Here is a 19,601-nt window from a genome sequence, read left to right as displayed (position 1 = left end):
TTACTTACTATCATGTCTATTATAGCGCTGACTATTTTGTAAGTGTGTCTGTATAGCAGTTTAATTTGATTGATTTTGCGTTTAAAGTAAATTGTTATTCAAAAAAATTAAAAAAATTCGCAGGAAAAACAATAATGTATAAATTTTCTAAAACACTGCTGGTGGTATTAATTTCTACCAGCGTGTTCGCTTGCAGTGCCACCTACACGACAGATACACAGCCAATCAGCAATAAAAATGATGCTCAAGCCCCCATAGCTAACAGAGCGTTGACCGAGCCGTCGCCAAGTACGATTGCGAGTAAACACAGTATAACGGGTGACAATACACTTAGCCTTGAACAGATTATGGCCGACCCAGATTGGATAGGCAGGCAACCATTAAGCAGCTATTGGGGGGATGACAGCCAATCGGTTTTTTATACCCGTAAAGAGCAAGGCTCACCAGTGACGCACTTGTGGCGGGTTCAGGGCAGCACTTTGTCGCAAGGCACGAGTCCCGATGACGCGAAAAAAGTTGAATTAGCACAATTGCACAAGGTTAGCGATGGCGATCGTGTTACTAATCCACAAGGCACCTATTCTGCTTGGGTATTTGAGGGCAATATTTTTATTAAATCCCTCAGCGGCAGCGAGCAACATCAAGTCCGCCAATTAACCCAAGACGGAGATGGCCCACGGCAGATCCAATTCTTGAACGATGGGCGCCTTGCTTACCAGCGAGGCAACAACTTGATCAGCTTAGACCCCAGCAATGGGTTCTCGCAAAAGCTAGCCACTTGGCAGTTCAGCGAAGCCCCAATCGTCAACGAAAAACCAGCTGATTACATCGCCGAGCAGCAAATTGCGTTAATTGATTATGTGGCTAAAAAGCGCAGCGACCGACAAGCTAAGTTTGCGCAGCAAGCCGCACTTGCAAAGCACAACAGCACCTTGGCACCAGAGGCTTTTTATTTCAGCGACGGGGATGAACTCGTGTTGGCTAGCGTGTCCCCCAATGGGAAATGGGCATTGTTAGCGACGACGGCTACGCAAAAAACACGTAGCGACAATGACTTGATGCCTGCTTACATCGGTGAAGACGGGCGCATTGAGCATAAAGAAGTGCGCCAACGTGTTGCAGATGCTAAACCCGTTAATCATCAACTGTGGTTACTAGACTTAACAAATCACAAAAAACATGCCCTGAGCTACCAAAACTTGCCTGGCTACAACGAAGACGTGCTAGCTGAGGTTAAAAAGGAGAATGCGAACGCTGCAGGCAAACGCTATCAAAGCAACCGCTTGCCACGTGATATTGTACTGATGAGTGATTGGTCGTGGACCCAAGGCGCTATTCAATGGCATGAAAGTGGCGAACAGGTCGCCATTATGGTTGAAGCGTGGGACAACAAAGACCGGTGGCTTGCTACTGTCGATTTGAAGAAGCATAGCTTAGTTAATCAAGAGCGTTTACACGATGAGGCATGGATTAACTATCGCTTTAATAGCTTTGGGTGGCTGCACCATACTGAACAATTGTATTATCTGTCTGAAAAGTCGGGCTATGCGCATTTGTATGTCAAGCCACTAAACGCAAACGCAACAGCATTGACCTCAGGGCGCTTCGAGGTCAATGACTTGACCCTCACAAAAAACGACGAGTATCTTTATTACAAAGCCAATCAGAAGCACCCAGGCATTTATGAAATCTACCGTGTTGACATAGGTAGCGGGAAAATCGAAGCCTTGACTGACTTAAATGGCATGACTGATTACCAACTCAGCCCTGATGAAAGCAAACTTTTACTGACCCATTCAACGCTGACAATGCCGCCTGAACTGTACGTTCAAAATGCCGCACCTGGCGCACCAGTAACGCGTTTGACGCACACCATAAGCCAAGCGTTTTTGGCCATGGGATTTGCGGCACCGGATATTGTGCCGGTCAAATCCAGCCATACCACTCAGCCAATCTTTTCACGGGTGTATCAACCGGCAGAGAATGCGAATAACAAGGGCGAAAAACGCCGAGCAGTGATCTTTAACCATGGGGCAGGATACTTGCAGAATTCGCATTTAGGTTGGTCAGGTTATTTCCGTGAATTTATGTTCCATAACATGTTAGCCCAACAAGGCTATGTGGTAATGGACATGGACTATCGCGCCTCAGCAGGCTATGGGCGAGACTGGCGTACAGCGATTTATCGCCATATGGGTAAACCAGAGATTGATGATCTACGCGATGGCATTAATTGGTTAGTAGAAAACGCTAATGTTGATCGTGAACGCATTGGCACATATGGGGGCTCTTACGGTGGGTTTATGACTTTTATGGCGCTCTTTACTCAGCCAGACTTGTTTCAATCTGGTGCCGCCCTTCGTCCTGTCACTGATTGGGCTCATTACAATCATGGTTACACCTCAAACATATTGAACATGCCAAACGTGGACCCTATTGCCTATGAGCGCAGCTCACCGCTGTACTTCGCAGAAGGCTTAGAAAAGCCATTGCTGATCAATGCGCCTATGGTGGACTCAAATGTGTTTTTTCAAGACACGGTGCGTTTGGTACAACGTTTAATCGAACTTGAAAAACAAGATTTTGAAACAGCGATTTATCCCGTGGAATCACATGGTTTCGTGCAACCTAGCTCATGGCTTGACGAATATCGCCGCATCTACAAGTTGTTTGAAACGACGTTGTAACACTGTAGCGTACGCCTTTACCTAGAGTGGTTAACTCAAAGCCCAGCACGACTGTCTGGGCTTTTTACTTTTAGGCAGACTGAGAATCTGCTTGCCTTACACGGGCTTTCTGGTAATTTCGATGCCAAATTTATTTGATGGTTTGCCTGTGTCGAACAGTAAAACCGATTATCAGAGCCCATTAGCAGAACTAAACGTCAGAGAAAAAACATGCCAAAAGCCAGTGAAGTAAAAAAGAACGCCGCCATTGAACATAACGACAAAGTCTATGTGGTTAAAGATATCAATAAATTAACCCCAAGCGGTCGCGCCGGCGCGAGCCTTTACCGTATGCGTTTGTACGAAGTAACCACTGGCGCAAAAGCAGACGAGAGCTTTAAAGCCGATGAAATGATCAAAACCGCTGATTTTGTGCGCCAACCGGTGACTTTCTCTTATATTGATGGCGATGAGTACGTGTTCATGAATTCGGAAGATTACACGCCTTACAACATCAATAAAGAAACCATTGAAGAAGAGTTATTATTCATTGCCGAAGACACTACAGGGTTGCAAGTGATGATAGTGAACGGCTCTGCTGTGGGCATAGAGCTTCCACCCAATGTAGAGTTGGTGATCACCGAGACTGACCCTTCCATTAAAGGTGCCTCAGCCAGTGCTCGGACTAAGCCTGCTACGCTAAGCACAGGCTTAACGGTGCAAGTGCCTGAGTATATCTCAAGTGGTGAGCGCATTAAGATTAGCACCAGCGAGCATAAATTTGTCAGCCGCGCTGACAAGTAACCTGCTTAATAAATTCAGTTGTGAGAAAGCCCGTTGAACGTATGTTCAGCGGGCTTTTTTATCGAAAAATAAGCACTAAGCTCGACTCACATCACAGCTTAGTGGTATTTTTTAGGCCATAAAACAGCTACTCTTTCGGTGCAAACGCGGCAAACACTTCTTCGCCCGTCATCATTTTAGTTTGATTCGCAAAGTCGTAATAGTTGGGCTTTTCATCACTGAAAATTTGGCAATGAAACTCAACTTTGACTCCCTCTGGTATGTCGAATAAGCCCACTGGCATGATGTATTGTTGGTTTTCTTTTAAGCGGTAAAAAAGGTGGCTACCGCAGTGGCGGCAAAACCCGCGCTGTGCCCATTCGGATGAGTCAAACACGCTAACGTCATCCTCAGAGGTTAGCGTGACGTGTGTACCGCAATCAATGCCCAACAGCGGGCCGCCGCCCCAGGCACGACATGACGAACAGTGACAGGCTTCCATATGAGGTTTGACATCACTCACTGCTATTTTTATTGCCTTGCATAGGCAATGTCCCGTTAGGTTTATCGCTTGGCTCATGTACGTTCCTTATGCTATTTCCTAGTGCAATACTTTAATGGGCACTGCGAATGTAACCACAAGCTTAGCCGTTTTTTTGCTGTTTGATAAGTGAACAAATAATGACTAGGAGCCCACAAAAAGCCCCAAATAAATGTGCATCAATGGCTACGTTTGCATCAATAAGCTCGGCGATGCTCCCACTTGGGCCTGCGATTTGTTCGTTTGCTATTTTTGCCCATACACCGACCATTAAGATCCAGCCGCTAGTGACGCCGTACTTGATATCCTGATAGGCGCCCCATACAAAAACACCGTGTAAAATGCCTGATAGCCCGACATACCATTGCATTTCTGGTTCAAAATAATAAATCCCCGCACTGACGCCGAACGAAAACAACCCCAACATTAGCAAGTAATGAGCGGTGTGATAATACTGACCGTGGAGTGACCAGAGCAAAACTACGGCCGCCAGATTGAGCAAGAGGTGATTAAAATTGGTGTGTAAAAAGTTACCCGTTAGTGCCCGCCACCATTGACCTTGGTTTATGGACTCACGGTCGAATGCTAGCCAGGTGCTACTGGAAGGCTCAGCGATAAAAAGCATGGTCGCGATGACACAAATTATGATTGGCCCAAGGGAGTGGGGCAAAGCGTAGGGTAGTCGTAACATCAAGGACTCTCAACTGGGGTTTAAGTAAATAGGCATTTTCGTTCGGCATAAGTGCGACATCTTACTCACAAGCGTTAAGCAAGTCATGGTAGGTCGACGTCTTTGACTAATTCGTTTGCTGTCGCATTAAATAATTCTTCGCAGTACTTCAATAAAACCAGAACGGCTCTAGCCCTATCTTGTTTCACATGTTTAGCAAATTAGGGGACGACAGCGCAAATATTGTCAAGCCCATTTTAATTGGCGTATCCTAAATAGCGATGATCATCTTGGCAAATAATGAAAAATTTCCGCTCAAGCAGTGGCTTACACCGACAGTGTGAGGCTTATGATGACTATCACCCGTTACAAAGAATGCCAATACTCATAAATAAGGAACCCGGAGCATGCAAGTAGACAAGTTAATGTCAGTAGAAGTGGTGAGTATCAATATGGACGACACGTTAGCTCACGTAAGGGTACTTTTTGAACATCATCGATTTCATCATTTGTTGGTAGTAGACAAGGGCCAGTTAGTTGGCATTATTTCAGATCGCGATTTACTTAAAGCCATCAGCCCTGCTGTCGGTACGGCATCAGAGACAAGTAAAGACTTAGCTTATTTGAAAAAGCCTGCTCATCAGATCATGACTCGCGACCCTGTTTGTTTATCTCCAAAAAGTGGCTTGCTGGAGGCGATTAAAGCCTTCAATCGATACTCAATTTCTTGCTTACCTATCGTCAATATAAATAACAAGCCCATCGGGATCTTAAGTTGGCGTGATATTTTTAAATTTATTGAGCATAACCAGTTAGAGAAATCTCATCGCAAGCAATAATGTCATTATCAGTGAACTAGCGTGTCGTTAACGAGGCGCCTGGGCACGCGCGATTGCTCTTGCGTGACGTTCCTGTAATGGAAGTGATTTAAAAGGGCTGATATTACTCCCCCCTGTGTTGCCTTGGGGCAGGGCGCCCACTGCCGTTTTACTCACGGCACCTACGATGCGCAATAACTGCCCAATACATTCTTTTTTATCTGCTTGGCGTTTTGCCCAAGCAAACATCAAACAATGAACTTTAGTATGCCAATACGTTGAATTCTGACCCAGCACATGAGCATGTTCCAGGTGGGCGAATTCCTGTAAATAGTTGCCTTTACGCCGTGCGTCTAATGCTCGCGCCAATTCTTTTAGCACCACAAATCGAATGTTTTTTCTAAAGTTAGTTTTCATTTTGTGCTCATTATCTACTGGGGGGTCAATGCAAGGTTAGGATAAATGGGTAGTCTTATGCAAGAGATAGGTTTGGCAGTGATTAAATGCTATAAATGCTTTCAAGCTTTTATTCAGCGCCTGATGAAACGCATCGAGCTTACGTAAACTCGCTTCAAGCACTAAATGATGAATGTGCAAGACCTTGCCTTTTCGATCGACTTTACAATCCATTCTGGCAACGAGCCTGGTGTCCCATAAAATAGGCAGAGAAAAATAACCAAACTGCCTCTTGTGGGCAGGTACATAGCATTCTAATAAGTAGTCGAATGTAAACAGGGTTTGCATACGCTTACGTTGAATAAGCAAATTATCAAACGGCGACAAAATGTGCAGCTGACTGCGTTTTATAGGGGTATTAAGGGCGTCTAGCTGGCTGTGCAACGCATAATAGCGGAGACCTGCTACGTCAAGCTCAATGAGTTCGCCCGCTTCTAACATGATATTGATAGTTTGTTTTATACCCGTCTTGGTATGCTTGCGCAAATAAGCTATTTCGCTCGCTTGTCCTAGCCCATTTGCGCTTAAAAATCGGGTTATCAAAAAACGCCAATAGTCTTGTTCGCTGGGGGGATGTACATCCACATCGCTGGGTAAAACCCGTTCGGTTAACTCATATACTTTATGAAAATTAACCCGCTCCTTTATCATCAAATCCCCTTGCATAAACAAGTACTCTAACGCTTGTTTGGCAGGTTTACTCGCCCAGTCTTTTGGCTTTGATTTGAACGCCGTACTTGCACTCTCGAAATCTTTAGCCATCAAAGGCCCTTCAGCGTGAATGCGCCTGAGCACGTGAGCCATTAATTTAGGATTTCTGGGATACCAATGATCAAGCGTACCGTTTGCCAGCGCATTTTTGCGCAGCAAGCTGTAGCGGTAATCTTTCATAGGAAGGTACGCAGCCGCGTGGGACCAATACTCAAATGCCTGCTTGTTGGCAATCAGTTGCGTTAGGTGGTCACAATGGTAACGGGGATTTCGATTCCATAACGTATGGTGGTGGGCGCGCACAACAGCGCTAATGGTATCAATTTGTACATACCCCAAGGCTTCTAGGGAGTGTAAAGAATGGGTTACCGGATCGCCAGAGCGGCTTTTACTTGGCAGGCCTTGGGCGTGCAATACAAGTTTACGCCCTTGCTGCAACGAAATAGACTCAAGCATATTTTATACATCTGAGTAAATTGTCGATGATAGAAGTCACTTACCGATTAAATGGCTCAGCAGTAAGCAAAGCAGGAGAATCGGTGCAAGCACATGCACATCATTCGACACTGACTTCGTCTACCTTCCATGCTTTTTTGATGCGAACAAGTTTTACCGTGCGCAAATCTTTAACAATCTCACCGTTAAGTGTGCCTTCAAAAAATAAGGCTACGCTGGCTTCTTTTGCAAACTCGTTGCGCCCTGCATTGGTTGCGTTGGGCTTAATTTCAACTTTGTCGTATGCCATATTGAGTACGTGGCGCTGAACGTTGCGATTAATACGATAAGACTTCATTAATCGAGCCATTTTAGGGCTAGCAAAATCAAGCGCGCCTTCGATATTGTCATCCTCATAGATATGGCTGAAAAACTGCACTGCAGCGTATTCGGGTATATTGGTGTCCATCATGCCATATTTACCAGCCCCCGTTTTAGTGGTGTCGTCACAGGCGCTAAGTGCAAAAAAGCTGAGTAGCAGGGCGATGAAAGAGAGTGAACGTGATAAATGCATAAATGTTCTACATGTTGAAAATAACAATGTTGAGTGTACCTGCGATATCTAGAAAGTAAAAGGGAGGCAAAAATGCCTCCCTTTTACTTTCTTCTAAGCGCTGAGTTTACGCAGTATAGCTTGAGCCTATTGTACTTCTTCGGTATCACCAAATTCGCCCGCGAAAAGTGGGCTACTCAAGTAACGCTCAGCGGCGCTTGCGAGTAAGACAACGATAACTTTGTCGGCGTTTTCTGGTTTTTCTGCCCAGCGTTTGGCCGCTGCGACTGCGGCGCCTGAGGAAATCCCCACTAAAATACCTTCCTCTTTCATCAATCGATGCGCCATCTCCATACTTTCTTCGTTGGTTACCTGCTCAACGGCGTCGATAATATCCAAATCAAGGTTGCCAGGAATAAAACCCGCGCCAATGCCTTGAATTTTGTGCGGGCCTGGAGTTAATGGCTCACCGGCTTTCGCTTGGGTGATAACAGGAGAATCAGTTGGCTCAACCGCAACAGAGGTAATGGCTTTACCTTGGGTATTTTTAAGGTAACGACTTACACCCGTAATGGTACCGCCTGTGCCAACACCTGCTACGAAAATATCGACTTTTCCGTCAGTGTCATTCCAAATCTCTGGGCCTGTGGTTTTTTCATGAATTTCGGGGTTCGCTGGGTTTTCAAACTGTTGTAACGGTACATACTTGCCCGGCGCTGACGCAATAAGCTCTTCAGTAGCAGCAATTGCACCTTTCATGCCTTTAGCTGCTTCGGTTAATACGAGATTCGCCCCCAGTGCTTTTAGCAACTTACGACGTTCAAGGCTCATAGAGCTTGGCATGGTTAAGGTAATTTTGTAGCCACGAGCAGCCGCTACAAATGCCAATGCGATCCCAGTATTACCACTGGTTGCTTCAATCAATTCTTTGTCTTTGGTTAATATTCCGCGTTTTTCAGCGTCCCAAATCATGTTGGCGCCAATGCGACATTTTACGCTGAAGCTCGGATTGCGGGATTCGATTTTTGCATAGACGTTACCACCAGTAACACGGTTTAATTTAACCAGCGGGGTTTTACCGATAGCGAGGGAATTGTCGTCATAAACTTGCATAAATTTTCCTTTCTGGGGTCTGGGTAGTGCCTAATTTGTTACGTCTGTCGTTAAGCTGACGTAAGTTTATACTTATTCGTTAATGGCACTTTCTGTCTGAGAATTTTAAACTGTGTCGCGCCTTAGGTTTTGCTAACACCTATGGCCAAGTTACTTAGATTAAGGCGAAGTGACCAAATTCAAAGTGCTTTTTAGCTATATCTTATGGAAATAGTTAACTCTAAGCATTATTCATTGGTAATTGACCTGCGCTCACGCTTAACTATTGCATAAATAAAGTTGCGTATGTAATGACACTCGTCTTTGTAGGCAGTTCAAATCGGGCGTAATTCCCCTAATAAATAATGTATCTATGGCTTTACTGCTTCTAACAGCAGTGGTCAATTAACCCAACGAATAAACCGAGGTATTGATGTCTTTTAATGGAACGAGTAACTATATTGCTAGCGATGAGCTAAGACTGGCAGTGAATGCGGCGATCACATTAGAGCGCCCATTATTGATTAAGGGAGAGCCTGGAACAGGCAAAACCATGCTAGCAGAGGAGCTCGCGGCAAGTTTAGGCACTGAGTTGATTCAATGGCATATTAAGTCGACCACTAAAGCGCAACAGGGATTATACGAATATGATGCCGTGTCCCGATTGCGTGATTCTCAACTCGGTGATGACAAAGTACACGACATTAAAAATTACATCGTTAAAGGCAAGCTGTGGCACGCCTTTGAAAACACCAACCGACCCGTACTACTGATTGATGAGATTGATAAAGCCGATATCGAGTTTCCCAACGATTTACTGCAAGAACTGGATAAGATGGAGTTCTTTGTTTACGAGACACGCGAAACGATAAAAGCGGCGCAACGCCCAATCGTGATCATTACCTCTAATAATGAAAAAGAACTGCCTGATGCATTTTTGCGTCGTTGTTTCTTTCACTACATTCAGTTTCCAGAGCAAGACGAAATGCGCCGCATTGTGGATGTTCACTTCCCTGACATCAAAAAAGATCTGCTGAGCCAAGCGCTGGAGTCATTTTTTAACTTACGTGATATTCCAGGTTTAAAGAAAAAGCCATCTACCTCTGAGTTGATCGATTGGTTGAAGCTACTCGTGGCAGAAGATATTTCTCCTGAGGCCCTAAAAGACAAAGACAGCAAAAAGTCCATCCCTCCTCTTTACGGTGCATTGCTTAAAAATGAGCAAGATATTCATCTTTTTGAAAAACTGGTATTTATGGCGCGCCGCTAATGTTGGTTGATTTCTTTTTTAAGCTAAGAGAGTACAAGCTCAAAACCAGCTTAAGTGAACTCATGGACTTATTGCGTGCTTTACAAGCTGGCGTGGTGTTTGCCGATATTGAAGCATTTTATTATTTGGCCCGCTTGTGTTTAGTCAAAGATGAAAGCCAATATGACAAATTCGATAAAGCCTTCGCAGATTACTTTGAAGGTGTGCAGCAAATCGACTTATTCGGCAAAGACATTCCAGAAGAATGGTTACGTAAAGAAATTGAGCGTCATTTTAGTGAAGAAGAAAAGGCTAAAATAAAAGCCCTTGGTGGCTTAGACGAGTTGATGAAAACCCTAAAAGAACGCCTTGCCGAACAAGAGAAACGCCATCAAGGTGGCAATAAGTGGATTGGCACTGGTGGCACATCACCTTTTGGGGCAAATGGCTACAATCCTGAAGGTGTGCGGATAGGGCAAGACAAAAATCGTAATTTTTCGGCAGCCAAGGTTTGGGATAAGCGTGAGTTCAAAGACTTAGCAGGCAATGTTGAACTGGGCACTAGGAACATAAAAGTTGCCCTGCGTAAGCTGCGTAAATTTGCCAGAAGTGGCACCAGCGAAGAGCTAGATATGCCTCACACCATAGAGGGCACAGCTAAAAACGCAGGCTTGCTTGATATTCAAATGATGCCTATCCGGCGCAATGCCATCAAGGTGTTGATGTTTTTTGACGTGGGGGGCTCAATGGACGCCCACATTAAAGAGTGTGAAGAGTTATTCTCGGCGGCGCACACGGAATTTAAGCATTTAGAGTATTTCTATTTTCATAACTGCGTGTACGAGGGCGTGTGGAAAGACAACAAACGCCGGGGCAAGGAAACCATGTCAGTGTTTGATGTTATTCACAAATATGGCGCTGACTATAAAGTGATTTTCGTCGGTGATGCCACCATGGGCCCTTACGAAATTACCTATCCTGGTGGCAGTGTTGAGCACTGGAACGAAGAGCCTGGTGCCCTTTGGATGCAACGTATTTTGGAGCATTTCAAACATGGTATTTGGTTAAATCCGCAGCCTCAACAATATTGGAATTACTATGCCTCTATCGGTATCATGCAGGACATTATGGAACAGCGCATGTATCCCTTGACGATCGACGGCTTAGGGGAGGCAATAAAAGCGCTACACAAGAAATAAAAAAGGTGGGCGCGTGAGCGAACCAATACAATCAGCTACCGAAGACGCGCCCGAAAATCCCGCTCATTTAACCCAAAAAGAAACACGCAATATGGTCACGCCCTATGCGTTTCACGTTTCTAAGTCCCTTTTCGGTACGCCCCTAGCGCGCCCTATCAAACGCGCGTTTGCACTAATTATAGATGCCGCACTTATTGGCTTATTAAGTCAGGCAAGTAACATTTTGCTGGCACTTATTGCCGCTGTGACCTTTTTTCGTGCGGGAAATCGCTTAAAGAAGAAAAAACGCTTTAATGTCGCGCGAATTTCGCTGCGATTTGTCACGGCCATTTTACTGTTTTTAATTGCTGCACAGAGTATTGAGTTCGTGCAGGAGGTAATAGAAACCCCAGACGAAAATCAAAAAATACGCTCAGAATTAGTCGAAGACGATGTACTCGGCGATGTAGAGTTGGACAAGGTCGAAAATTTAGCTTTGATAGGGTTAACCGCGAAATATCTATTTGAAACCAAAAGCGTGGCTAAAGACATCGAATACGGTAAGTGCATTGAGCCGTTAGTTTGCTGGACGACTGTAGGTGAAAAACTCGCGACGGATTTAGCGACTATGCCCATAGATAAAAAGGTTGCTGAAAATTTGTTTAGTGGGTATCGCGATGCAGTCAGTGACGATTTATCTCCTCAGCAAAAAAGCCAGCTAGAGGTTGCCATGACACAAACGTATGAGCGCATGTATAGCAAAAGCGATACAAAACAAAGCGATATAAAACAAAGCGAAATTGATCAAAGTGAGGTGAACAATATTGACTTTGAAAACGCCGTTAAAGCACGTACTGAAGGTGAGGCTCTCCCTGACAACCTTGATACTAACGATGAAAGTAAAAAAGCTGGCCAAAGCGCTGAACAAAAAGAAAACGCTCAATCCTTTTTTGATACCTTGAGCGAAATAGAGGGCCCACGTGCACAGGGCTCATCGCCACCGAGTCTTTTAGCTTGGGTACAAGGAATAGCTGCCGATCTTGGCCTTGGGTTTGGCTGGGCGGCCTTTTATTTTAGTATTTTCACCGCTTGGTGGCACGGACAAACCCCTGGTAAGCGTTTACTCGGTATTCAAGTCATTAAGCTGGATGGTAGTAGTTTGAATTTATGGGAAAGCTTTGGCCGCTATGGTGGTTATGGCGCAGGGATCGCGACAGGGCTCTTGGGATTTTTACAAATTTACTGGGATCCTAACCGCCAAGCAATCCAAGACAAAATTTCTGAAACGCTAGTGATCGACTTACGCAACGAGCGAGTGGAGTTTGTGCATCCTCATACCGTACCCGAGAAATCATCGGTTAAATCAACATCAAATAAATCAACTGACAACGAGTAGTTAAGTGGCAAATAGATTAAATCAATTGTTAAAGCAGTGGCTTAGCCAGAAAGATACGCAAAAGTGGGTGTTAGCCACCATCATAGAAACTGACGGCTCTTCCTATAGAAAAGCCGGTGCGATGATGATGATCAACGATTTAGGGCAATATTTTGGCTTGCTCAGTGGCGGCTGTTTAGAATCCGATATTATGTTACAAGCGCGTCGTTGTTGGGATTCTGGGCGCAATCGTATCGTCGAATATGATATGCGAGAAGAAGAAGACCTGGCGTGGAAACTGGGCATTGGCTGTGGTGGTATGGTGCGCATATTGTTGCAACCAGTGGATGAGGCGAATCAGTATTTGCAGCTTGATTCGTTGTACGCGCTATTAGAAAGTAACCAAACCGCAGAATATTGCCAAGTCATTAACGATCAAGTCCCGCTTAATACGTTAAAGACACTAACGTTAAAGCAAGCTGCGCCAGAACAAGCAAAGTCAATTGAAGGGGCTTTAAAAAAGGCTGACACCGACCGGAAGACTGAAACGCAGCAGGGGGTTTTCAAACAATACCTCAAACCCGCGCCTCATTTAGCCGTATTTGGTGGCGGTGTAGACGCTCGCCCAGTGGTGGCTATAGCAACGCAACTTGGATGGCAAGTCACCTTAGTCGACCCACGCACCAGTTACGCAAGAAACGGTCATTTCGATAACAGTGTCAGCGTGGTACGTGACGCCATTGAGTCGCTTGAGCAAAATCGATGGTTACAGCAAATCGATATGGCCATCATTATGACCCACAATATTAAATTAGATGCCCAATCGTTAGCACTAGTGCAGAAAAGCAGTGCAAAGTATGTGGGTATGCTTGGTCCGATTCATCGGACTGATCGAGTGCTTGATTTGATCCCCACCACCCGCGAACAGCTCGTTAAACCCTTGGCTAATCCGGTTGGCTTACGCTTAGGCGGAGAGCTACCTGAATCCATTGCTTTATCTATGCTATCTGAGGCCCACGCCTTTATTGAGCAGCAAAATGGGTTATCTATCAGCGGTATTCTTCGTCAATGAACGCTTCCTTAATAAACGCTTCCTCAATGAACGAAACTCATGGTAAAGCGCCTTCAATAGCGGCGCTCATGTTGGCAGCAGGCCAAAGTAAGCGCTTTAATGGCATCAAGCAATTGGCTGATGTGAATGGCAAGCCCATGTTGCATCATACCCTTGATAATCTGACATCCAATGGGACTTTGCTTGAAAAGTTGACTGAATTGAATGTCGTTTTAGGGGCTAACGCCGCAGATATTGTTTCAGTGGTACCTGCTTATGCAACATCCCATATATTTAATCATTGGCAAAAAGGAATGGGAGCGACACTGGCGTTTGGCGTGCAAAAAGTAAACCGCGAGTCATCCCATTTATTGGTGACTTTAGCTGATCAGGTCGCTTTAACGCGTGAGCATATAGCCACAATGTTGCATCATTGTATTGCTTCGCCCGAAAAGATCATTGCCGCTAGATACAAGGGTGTACTGGGTGCGCCAGTCGTTTTTCCTCGCCGCTACTTCGCGCAACTAATGGCATTAAACGCCGACGCTGGGGCACGTAAAATACTGCAGCAACACCAATATGATGTGTTGGCAATAGACATGGCTGATGCACAGCATGACATAGATACACAAATTGACCTTGCTCGCTGGCAAGAAACGCTAGCGAACAACAGCGCTCATTAGCAAAAGATAATCACCTAAATGGAGCATTAAATGATTCGTTTTAACCTAAACACTAAACCAGTAGAAATCGACGCCGACCCAAATATGCCTTTATTATGGGCGTTGCGTGACGTGTTAGGCATGACGGGCACCAAATTTGGCTGTGGCATGGCCCAGTGCGGTGCATGTACGGTACACCTTGATGGTCAACCTATACGGTCATGCGTCATGCCATTATCTGCTATCGCTGATAAAGACATTAGCACAATTGAAGGCTTGTCAGCGACCGGCGAACACCCGGTTCAACAAGCGTGGCTTGAGCACAATGTACCTCAATGTGGGTATTGTCAGTCGGGGCAAATCATGAGTGCTGTGGCGTTGCTAGAGGAACACCCAAATCCAGATGATGAAACGATCGATACCTATATGCAGGGCAATATTTGCCGCTGTGGTACGTACCCACGCATTAAAGCCGCCATTAAAACCGCTGCTAAAAATAAGCAAACTGCTTTCGATTACACTTTAGCTAAAGAAGTTGGAGGTCAGGCATGAGCGCTCGTAATGACATAAAATCAGTCAGTCGCCGAGACTTCTTACGCTATACCAGTGTTGCTGGCGGTGCTCTGGTTTTGGGCACGCTGCTGCCTAGCATAACGCCCGCTTGGGCTTCATCAAATGTTGAAAATACTGCAAATACGTTGAACTTGTTTGTCAGCATTGATAATGACGGCAACGTCAAGATCGTTTGTCATCGTAGCGAAATGGGACAAGGTGTGCGCACGGGGATTCCACAGATCGTCGCTGATGAGTTATGCGCTGATTGGTCAAAAGTGAAGGTGGTGCAAGGACTCGGTGACGAAGCATACGGCAGCCAAAACACCGATGGCTCTCGCTCAATTCGCCGCTTTTATACCACGATGCGCGAAATGGGCGCGACCGCCAGAACCATGCTTGAAAATGCTGCAGCTCAGACATGGGGCATTCCTGTTAGTGACGTTTTCGCCGAAAACGGTGCTGTAGTGCATAAAAGCTCAGGCAAGTCGTTGAGCTTTGGTGAGTTAGCACAGATGGCAAGCCAGCAAAGCGTTCCAGAGATAAAAGATTTAACGTTCAAATCACCAAAAGACTTTACATTGATTGGCAAGCCAGTGACATCAGTTGACTTACCTAAAGTACTGACCGGAGACACGGTGTTTGGTCAGGATGTGCAATTGGACGGCATGCTTTACGCGAGCATTGAGCGTTGCCCAGTTGTCGGTGGGACGGTAAAAACATTCGATAAAGAAGCGTCGCGCGGCGTGGCAAATGTGGTTGACGTGATTGAAATGCCCGAGCAAAGTTTTCCAGTATTGTTTAAGAATTTGAATGGCGTTGCGGTATTGGCTCGTAATACTTGGTCAGCACTACAAGGTCGCAAGGCGTTGAATGTCACCTGGGATTTAGGCGATAACCAAAGTCACGATTCAGATGCTTATTTAGCTGAACTTGAGAAGCGCATAGTCACCAAGGGCAAGTCAATTCGAAGTGTGGGTGATGCGTATCAAGCATTTGATACGGCAGAAACGAAACTTGAAGCAACTTACACTGTGCCTTATTTGGTGCATGCCCCCATGGAGCCACCTGCGGCCACCGCAGTGTTTAAAGATGGCCACTGTGAAGTGTGGGCATGTACCCAAACGCCGCAATCCACCCAACAGAATGTTGCCGGTGCCCTAGGGATTGATAAGAGTAAGGTGAAAGTGAACGTTACTTTGTTGGGCGGAGGCTTTGGACGTAAATCTAAACCCGATTTTTCAGTAGAAGCAGCGGTATTGGCGCAGAAAACCGGTAAGCCAGTAAAAGTGGTGTGGAGCCGTGAAGATGATATTCGCCATGGCTATTATCATGCGATCAGTGCCCAACATTTCCAAGCTGGGCTAGATGAGGCCGGTAAAGTCACAAGTTGGGTTCAACGTACTGCGTTTCCCAGTATTAGTTGGACATTCACCGGCACCACTGACGAGCCACAAACGGGGGAATTATCCCTTGGTTTTGGTGATCTTCCTTTTGCTATCGAAAACTTGTCTTGTGAAACTCATAAAGCGCCGGCCCATGTGCGTATTGGTTGGATACGTTCAGTGAGTAATATTCAACACGGCTTTGCGATTGGCTCGTTTGTGGATGAACTAGCGGCAAAATCTTCGATTAGCCCGCATCAGATGTGGCTAAACCTCATCGGGGATGATCGAATAGTTGATCCGAAAACCCAAGGGTTTAAATATGAAAATTATGGTGAGTCTTACGATAATTTTCCTATCGAAACGAAGCGCTTGAAGAATGTGTTAAACGAACTGATGGCGAAGTCGGGGGCGAATAACCCTACAGCCGCCAATGAAGGCTGGGGGATAAGTGTTCATCGTAGCTTTGTATCTTATGTGGCGGTGGCCACTAAAGTGAAAGTAGCAAACGACAAAGTCTCCGTGCTTGAAATGCATTCTGTGATTGATGCGGGGAGGGTGATTAACCCTGACCGAGTAAAATCACAGCAAGAAGGGGCAATGATATTTGGTTTATCAATTGCCTTAATGGGGGAAGTTACGATAAAAGAAGGCGCAATTGAGCAGTCTAATTACCATGATTATACTGTACTTCGTATGCACCAGAGTCCAAAAATTGTGACCCACATTATTCAGTCAGACGCAGCGCCAGGTGGCGTGGGTGAGCCTGGCGTGCCACCTGTGGCCGCTTCGGTAACCAATGCGATTTATCAGGCTTCTGGTAAGCGCATTCGCGCTTTACCCGTAAGTAAAGTGTACTCGGTTTAACATTAGATTAAATGTATAAGGTCATAGCAACATCTTGTGTTGCTATGGCCTGATAGTAATGGCCTTGAATAGCTGATAGTTTTTGGGGGTTTTGCACTGTAAATGCTGACAGAGTGCTATCAAGTCGTCTGCGCATTTTAATCAAATCAAATTCTAACAATACATCACCAGCTACATATTGTTGTCCCACCTTAGCGATACGTTTGAAGCCTTCACCCATCATGGTGTGGCTGTTCATACCCAATTGAATATATAAACGCAGGCCATTGTTAGCAACTAAGGTTATGCAATGTGCTGTCTCAGGTAAAGCGGTCACAATACCTGCGTAAGGTGCAAACAGTTGATAACCAGAAGGCTCTATCGCCACTCCGTCACCGTACATCCCTTGACTAAAGAGCGCGTTGGGGGCATTTACAATCGGCGATATCTTACCTGACAAAGGGGATTGCACCGGCAAGGCTTTTTTAAACGTTTTTGGGGGCGATGGTGCAACGATGGATTTAAACAAGGCCTTACTCTGTGACTTTGTAGCCATCGGCGCGCAAAGCATCAACGGCGGCTTTTAAATCATTGTGTTTTATCAAGAAGTAATCCGTATCGAAGGTTGATACCACAAAAATGCTCACATTCACTTTAGCGAATACCGAGCCTAACTGCGCCATTATCCCCACCATAGACAAACTAAGCGGGCCTAACACCTCTAACGCTCGCCAATTAGCGTCACTGGCTTCACTTTGCACTTTTACCTCATCCGGCACCACTACGCTTAACTCATCTTCAGTTTTACTGATAAAGAAGATAGGGGACTGGAGAACTTCAATGGGTATGGGGGAGTTGTGATCTAAGCTGTGGATACAAAAACGTGCTGGGTGAAGGGCTAACGTCTGTTTAGGCATGAAGAGTCCATTTACAACTGATAATGGCGTCTATTTTGCGGCCTTTGGCGAACAACGCAAGTATTTCTAATTGATTATTATTGCATTGGATATCGTCAAGAGCATAAAAGTCAGTGACAGGTGACTTCTGGTTGGACCATGGCTATATATTCGGCATTGATCGTTCGTTTGCTGATCGCATGGCCAAACAGTCGATCATTTTATTTGTTGCTTATTCACAAATTTGTGGTCTGTTATTCACATTAACTGTGAATTATACCGGTGTTATCCACTGAATCTGTGGATAACCTTGTTGAGTTCTTTGATATTGTGCGTTAATCGCTTGATATGACTGACAATTTTCTAGTTGGTTGTAAAACGCACAGTTTTAATTGCAGAGCATCTATGTTGATAACTTGCAATAGTTAAAACCACTTTTTTGATTGGTTTTAATCGTTTAAATGTTAATCATACTGGCTGCGATCGGAGTCGATCGCGATTCCATCAAATAGTTAGCTTATCAATTTGATACGTGAAAAATCCTGTTGTTTAGTAAATTCACTGAAACTGTCTGCCAGTGCCTCTGTTTGACGTAATACCTGTTGCCAGTATTCGATACGGTCTTGGGTCGGCATTTTGGTGAAATCTTCTCTGTCAGGGATCTTGCCAAACGGTAAAGAAGCGATAAATGCATTAGATGGCACTAACATCACCGTTTTATCATAATTTAGGGCGCTGACCCTGCGTTTAAGAGATTTATCGAACCAACCCGCTTTAGGCTGAGCATTGAAATGCGGATATAAGGTTAACTTAGGGGAATTTTTTAGTGATATATCGAAATGGTAATCGATAATACCGCCATCCCTGTACATACCGTTTGGGGCACCGGGAATATTCCTAATACCTAACATCACCATGGGGATTGAGCCAGACGCTAGTAATGATTCTTTAATGTTGGCTTGAGTTAAGGGCACTTTATGAGTCAGAAAGCCACTTTCGTCTTCAATACTCAGTGTACTGTTAGCATTTTGGAAAACAAAACGTTCATACTGTTTAGTCAGTAGACGTCGATTCATTCTATTTAAAGCATAACTTTTAACCAGACCAGCAATTTGTAGTGGCTTACGCTCAGAGGCAACCAATCCATTTGATTTAGCTACTAAGAAATGTGCTTTGAATATGGGGTTCTCAATGATTTCTTGAGCACCGTGCTCATTGAAAACTCTATCAAGCAGCGCGCGAGCACTGTTACTGATCGCTAGCGGGGTGACATCATCTTCATAGGACGTTTCAGAATAATATTTTGCTAAACGAGTAATAGCGGCAACGGGATCCTTTTGTGCAAAGCAAGCTGCACGAAAAGCACCTGCCGATGAACCGATTAGGTTCAAAGGGTCAGTCCGATTAGCAAAGAACTCACCGAATAGGTATTTATCTAAGCCAAATAAACTGAACCACTTAGGACCGCCGCTCGCGCCCAAAAAAGAACTGAAAATACTTTGTTGAAACCCTTCTTTTTCGATCAGCGCTAAGGCTGACTTTCCTGCGTAAATATCTAACATAATCAAAGTTAAAGCGTAATCAAAAATATGTAGCTAGCTTACCGAAACTGGGATGATATTGCTGAACAAAGTTGTAATATACTTGTTACATCTTCTGGCTGGTTATCGCCTTAAACAAGT

At 45.0% G+C, this 19,601-nt stretch carries 20 protein-coding genes; 10 read left to right on the top strand and 10 right to left on the bottom strand.

The window, feature by feature from the left end; all coding sequences use genetic code 11:
- Positions 1-856: 856 nt before the first annotated feature.
- On the bottom strand, positions 857-931 hold the full coding sequence (locus PATL_RS23085; protein WP_367643730.1) for a huwentoxin-IV family protein: 75 nt from the start codon (positions 929-931) through the stop codon (positions 857-859).
- Between the two features lie 127 nt (positions 932-1,058).
- Here PATL_RS23085 and PATL_RS23080 point away from each other — a divergent pair, with 127 nt between their 5' ends.
- Both PATL_RS23080 and yeiP read left to right on the top strand, forming a co-directional pair.
- Positions 1,059-2,687: a S9 family peptidase gene (locus tag PATL_RS23080; protein WP_367643729.1), complete on the top strand. Its 1,629-nt coding sequence runs from the start codon at positions 1,059-1,061 to the stop codon at positions 2,685-2,687.
- A gap of 210 nt (positions 2,688-2,897) precedes the next feature.
- Positions 2,898-3,470 (top strand): elongation factor P-like protein EfpL, encoded by a 573-nt coding sequence (gene yeiP, locus PATL_RS12910; RefSeq protein WP_011575306.1) that lies wholly within the window; start codon positions 2,898-2,900, stop codon positions 3,468-3,470.
- Between the two features lie 127 nt (positions 3,471-3,597).
- Here the strand turns inward: yeiP and PATL_RS12905 are convergent, their stop codons facing one another.
- Both PATL_RS12905 and rrtA read right to left on the bottom strand, forming a co-directional pair.
- On the bottom strand, positions 3,598-4,029 hold the full coding sequence (locus PATL_RS12905; RefSeq protein ID WP_011575305.1) for a GFA family protein: 432 nt from the start codon (positions 4,027-4,029) through the stop codon (positions 3,598-3,600).
- Positions 4,030-4,093: 64 nt separating this feature from the next.
- Complete coding sequence (rrtA, locus tag PATL_RS12900; RefSeq protein ID WP_011575304.1) at positions 4,094-4,681, bottom strand: rhombosortase; 588 nt, start codon at positions 4,679-4,681, stop codon at positions 4,094-4,096.
- Between the two features lie 386 nt (positions 4,682-5,067).
- Here rrtA and PATL_RS12895 point away from each other — a divergent pair, with 386 nt between their 5' ends.
- Positions 5,068-5,499: a CBS domain-containing protein gene (locus PATL_RS12895; protein WP_011575303.1), complete on the top strand. Its 432-nt coding sequence runs from the start codon at positions 5,068-5,070 to the stop codon at positions 5,497-5,499.
- Positions 5,500-5,526: 27 nt separating this feature from the next.
- Here PATL_RS12895 and PATL_RS12890 read toward each other — a convergent pair whose 3' ends face one another.
- The 4 genes from PATL_RS12890 to cysK all read right to left on the bottom strand — a co-directional run bounded on the left by PATL_RS12890 (position 5,527) and on the right by cysK (position 8,746).
- On the bottom strand, positions 5,527-5,895 hold the full coding sequence (locus tag PATL_RS12890; RefSeq protein WP_011575302.1) for a DUF3703 domain-containing protein: 369 nt from the start codon (positions 5,893-5,895) through the stop codon (positions 5,527-5,529).
- Between the two features lie 36 nt (positions 5,896-5,931).
- Complete coding sequence (locus PATL_RS12885; protein WP_011575301.1) at positions 5,932-7,101, bottom strand: winged helix-turn-helix domain-containing protein; 1,170 nt, start codon at positions 7,099-7,101, stop codon at positions 5,932-5,934.
- Between the two features lie 100 nt (positions 7,102-7,201).
- On the bottom strand, positions 7,202-7,654 hold the full coding sequence (locus PATL_RS12880) for a hypothetical protein (RefSeq protein WP_011575300.1): 453 nt from the start codon (positions 7,652-7,654) through the stop codon (positions 7,202-7,204).
- A 126-nt stretch (positions 7,655-7,780) separates the two neighbouring features.
- Complete coding sequence (gene cysK / locus PATL_RS12875; RefSeq protein ID WP_011575299.1) at positions 7,781-8,746, bottom strand: cysteine synthase A; 966 nt, start codon at positions 8,744-8,746, stop codon at positions 7,781-7,783.
- A 412-nt stretch (positions 8,747-9,158) separates the two neighbouring features.
- On the opposite strand from cysK, the gene PATL_RS12870 reads away from it, so the two are divergent.
- The 7 genes from PATL_RS12870 to PATL_RS12840 are packed head-to-tail and all read left to right on the top strand — an operon-like array spanning position 9,159 to position 17,044.
- The gene (locus tag PATL_RS12870; RefSeq protein WP_011575298.1) at positions 9,159-9,995 is read left to right on the top strand and encodes an AAA family ATPase; all 837 of its coding nucleotides are present in this window, start codon (positions 9,159-9,161) and stop codon (positions 9,993-9,995) included.
- On the top strand, positions 9,995-11,173 hold the full coding sequence (locus PATL_RS12865) for a vWA domain-containing protein (RefSeq protein WP_006991097.1): 1,179 nt from the start codon (positions 9,995-9,997) through the stop codon (positions 11,171-11,173). Before PATL_RS12870 ends, PATL_RS12865 begins: the two co-directional genes overlap by 1 nt.
- Positions 11,174-11,186: 13 nt before the next feature.
- Positions 11,187-12,548, top strand: coding sequence for an RDD family protein (locus PATL_RS12860; RefSeq protein WP_011575297.1), 1,362 nt, complete (start codon positions 11,187-11,189; stop codon positions 12,546-12,548).
- A 4-nt stretch (positions 12,549-12,552) separates the two neighbouring features.
- The gene (locus PATL_RS12855; RefSeq protein WP_011575296.1) at positions 12,553-13,599 is read left to right on the top strand and encodes an XdhC family protein; all 1,047 of its coding nucleotides are present in this window, start codon (positions 12,553-12,555) and stop codon (positions 13,597-13,599) included.
- 26 nt (positions 13,600-13,625) lie between these two features.
- The gene (locus tag PATL_RS12850) at positions 13,626-14,261 is read left to right on the top strand and encodes a nucleotidyltransferase family protein (RefSeq protein WP_157043411.1); all 636 of its coding nucleotides are present in this window, start codon (positions 13,626-13,628) and stop codon (positions 14,259-14,261) included.
- A 30-nt stretch (positions 14,262-14,291) separates the two neighbouring features.
- A complete protein-coding gene (locus PATL_RS12845) occupies positions 14,292-14,792 on the top strand; it encodes a (2Fe-2S)-binding protein (RefSeq protein ID WP_011575294.1) in 501 nt (166 codons plus the stop codon).
- Positions 14,789-17,044 (top strand): molybdopterin cofactor-binding domain-containing protein, encoded by a 2,256-nt coding sequence (locus PATL_RS12840; protein WP_011575293.1) that lies wholly within the window; start codon positions 14,789-14,791, stop codon positions 17,042-17,044. Before PATL_RS12845 ends, PATL_RS12840 begins: the two co-directional genes overlap by 4 nt.
- 7 nt (positions 17,045-17,051) lie before the next feature.
- Here the strand turns inward: PATL_RS12840 and PATL_RS12835 are convergent, their stop codons facing one another.
- The 3 genes from PATL_RS12835 to PATL_RS12825 all read right to left on the bottom strand — a co-directional run bounded on the left by PATL_RS12835 (position 17,052) and on the right by PATL_RS12825 (position 19,481).
- The gene (locus PATL_RS12835; protein ID WP_049765890.1) at positions 17,052-17,579 is read right to left on the bottom strand and encodes a PTS sugar transporter subunit IIA; all 528 of its coding nucleotides are present in this window, start codon (positions 17,577-17,579) and stop codon (positions 17,052-17,054) included.
- Positions 17,557-17,940, bottom strand: a complete 384-nt coding sequence (locus PATL_RS12830) for an ACT domain-containing protein (RefSeq protein ID WP_011575291.1) — start codon at positions 17,938-17,940, stop codon at positions 17,557-17,559. The genes PATL_RS12835 and PATL_RS12830 overlap by 23 nt, the downstream gene beginning before the upstream one ends.
- 491 nt (positions 17,941-18,431) lie before the next feature.
- Positions 18,432-19,481 carry a patatin-like phospholipase family protein gene (locus PATL_RS12825; RefSeq protein WP_011575290.1) on the bottom strand — a complete coding sequence of 350 codons (1,050 nt, stop codon included), beginning with the start codon at positions 19,479-19,481 and terminating at the stop codon, positions 18,432-18,434.
- Positions 19,482-19,601 lie beyond the last annotated feature (120 nt).

It is taken from the genome of Paraglaciecola sp. T6c (assembly GCF_000014225.1).
Taxonomy (GTDB): domain Bacteria; phylum Pseudomonadota; class Gammaproteobacteria; order Enterobacterales; family Alteromonadaceae; genus Paraglaciecola; species Paraglaciecola atlantica_A.
This window is presented reverse-complemented; position numbering and strand designations above follow the sequence as displayed.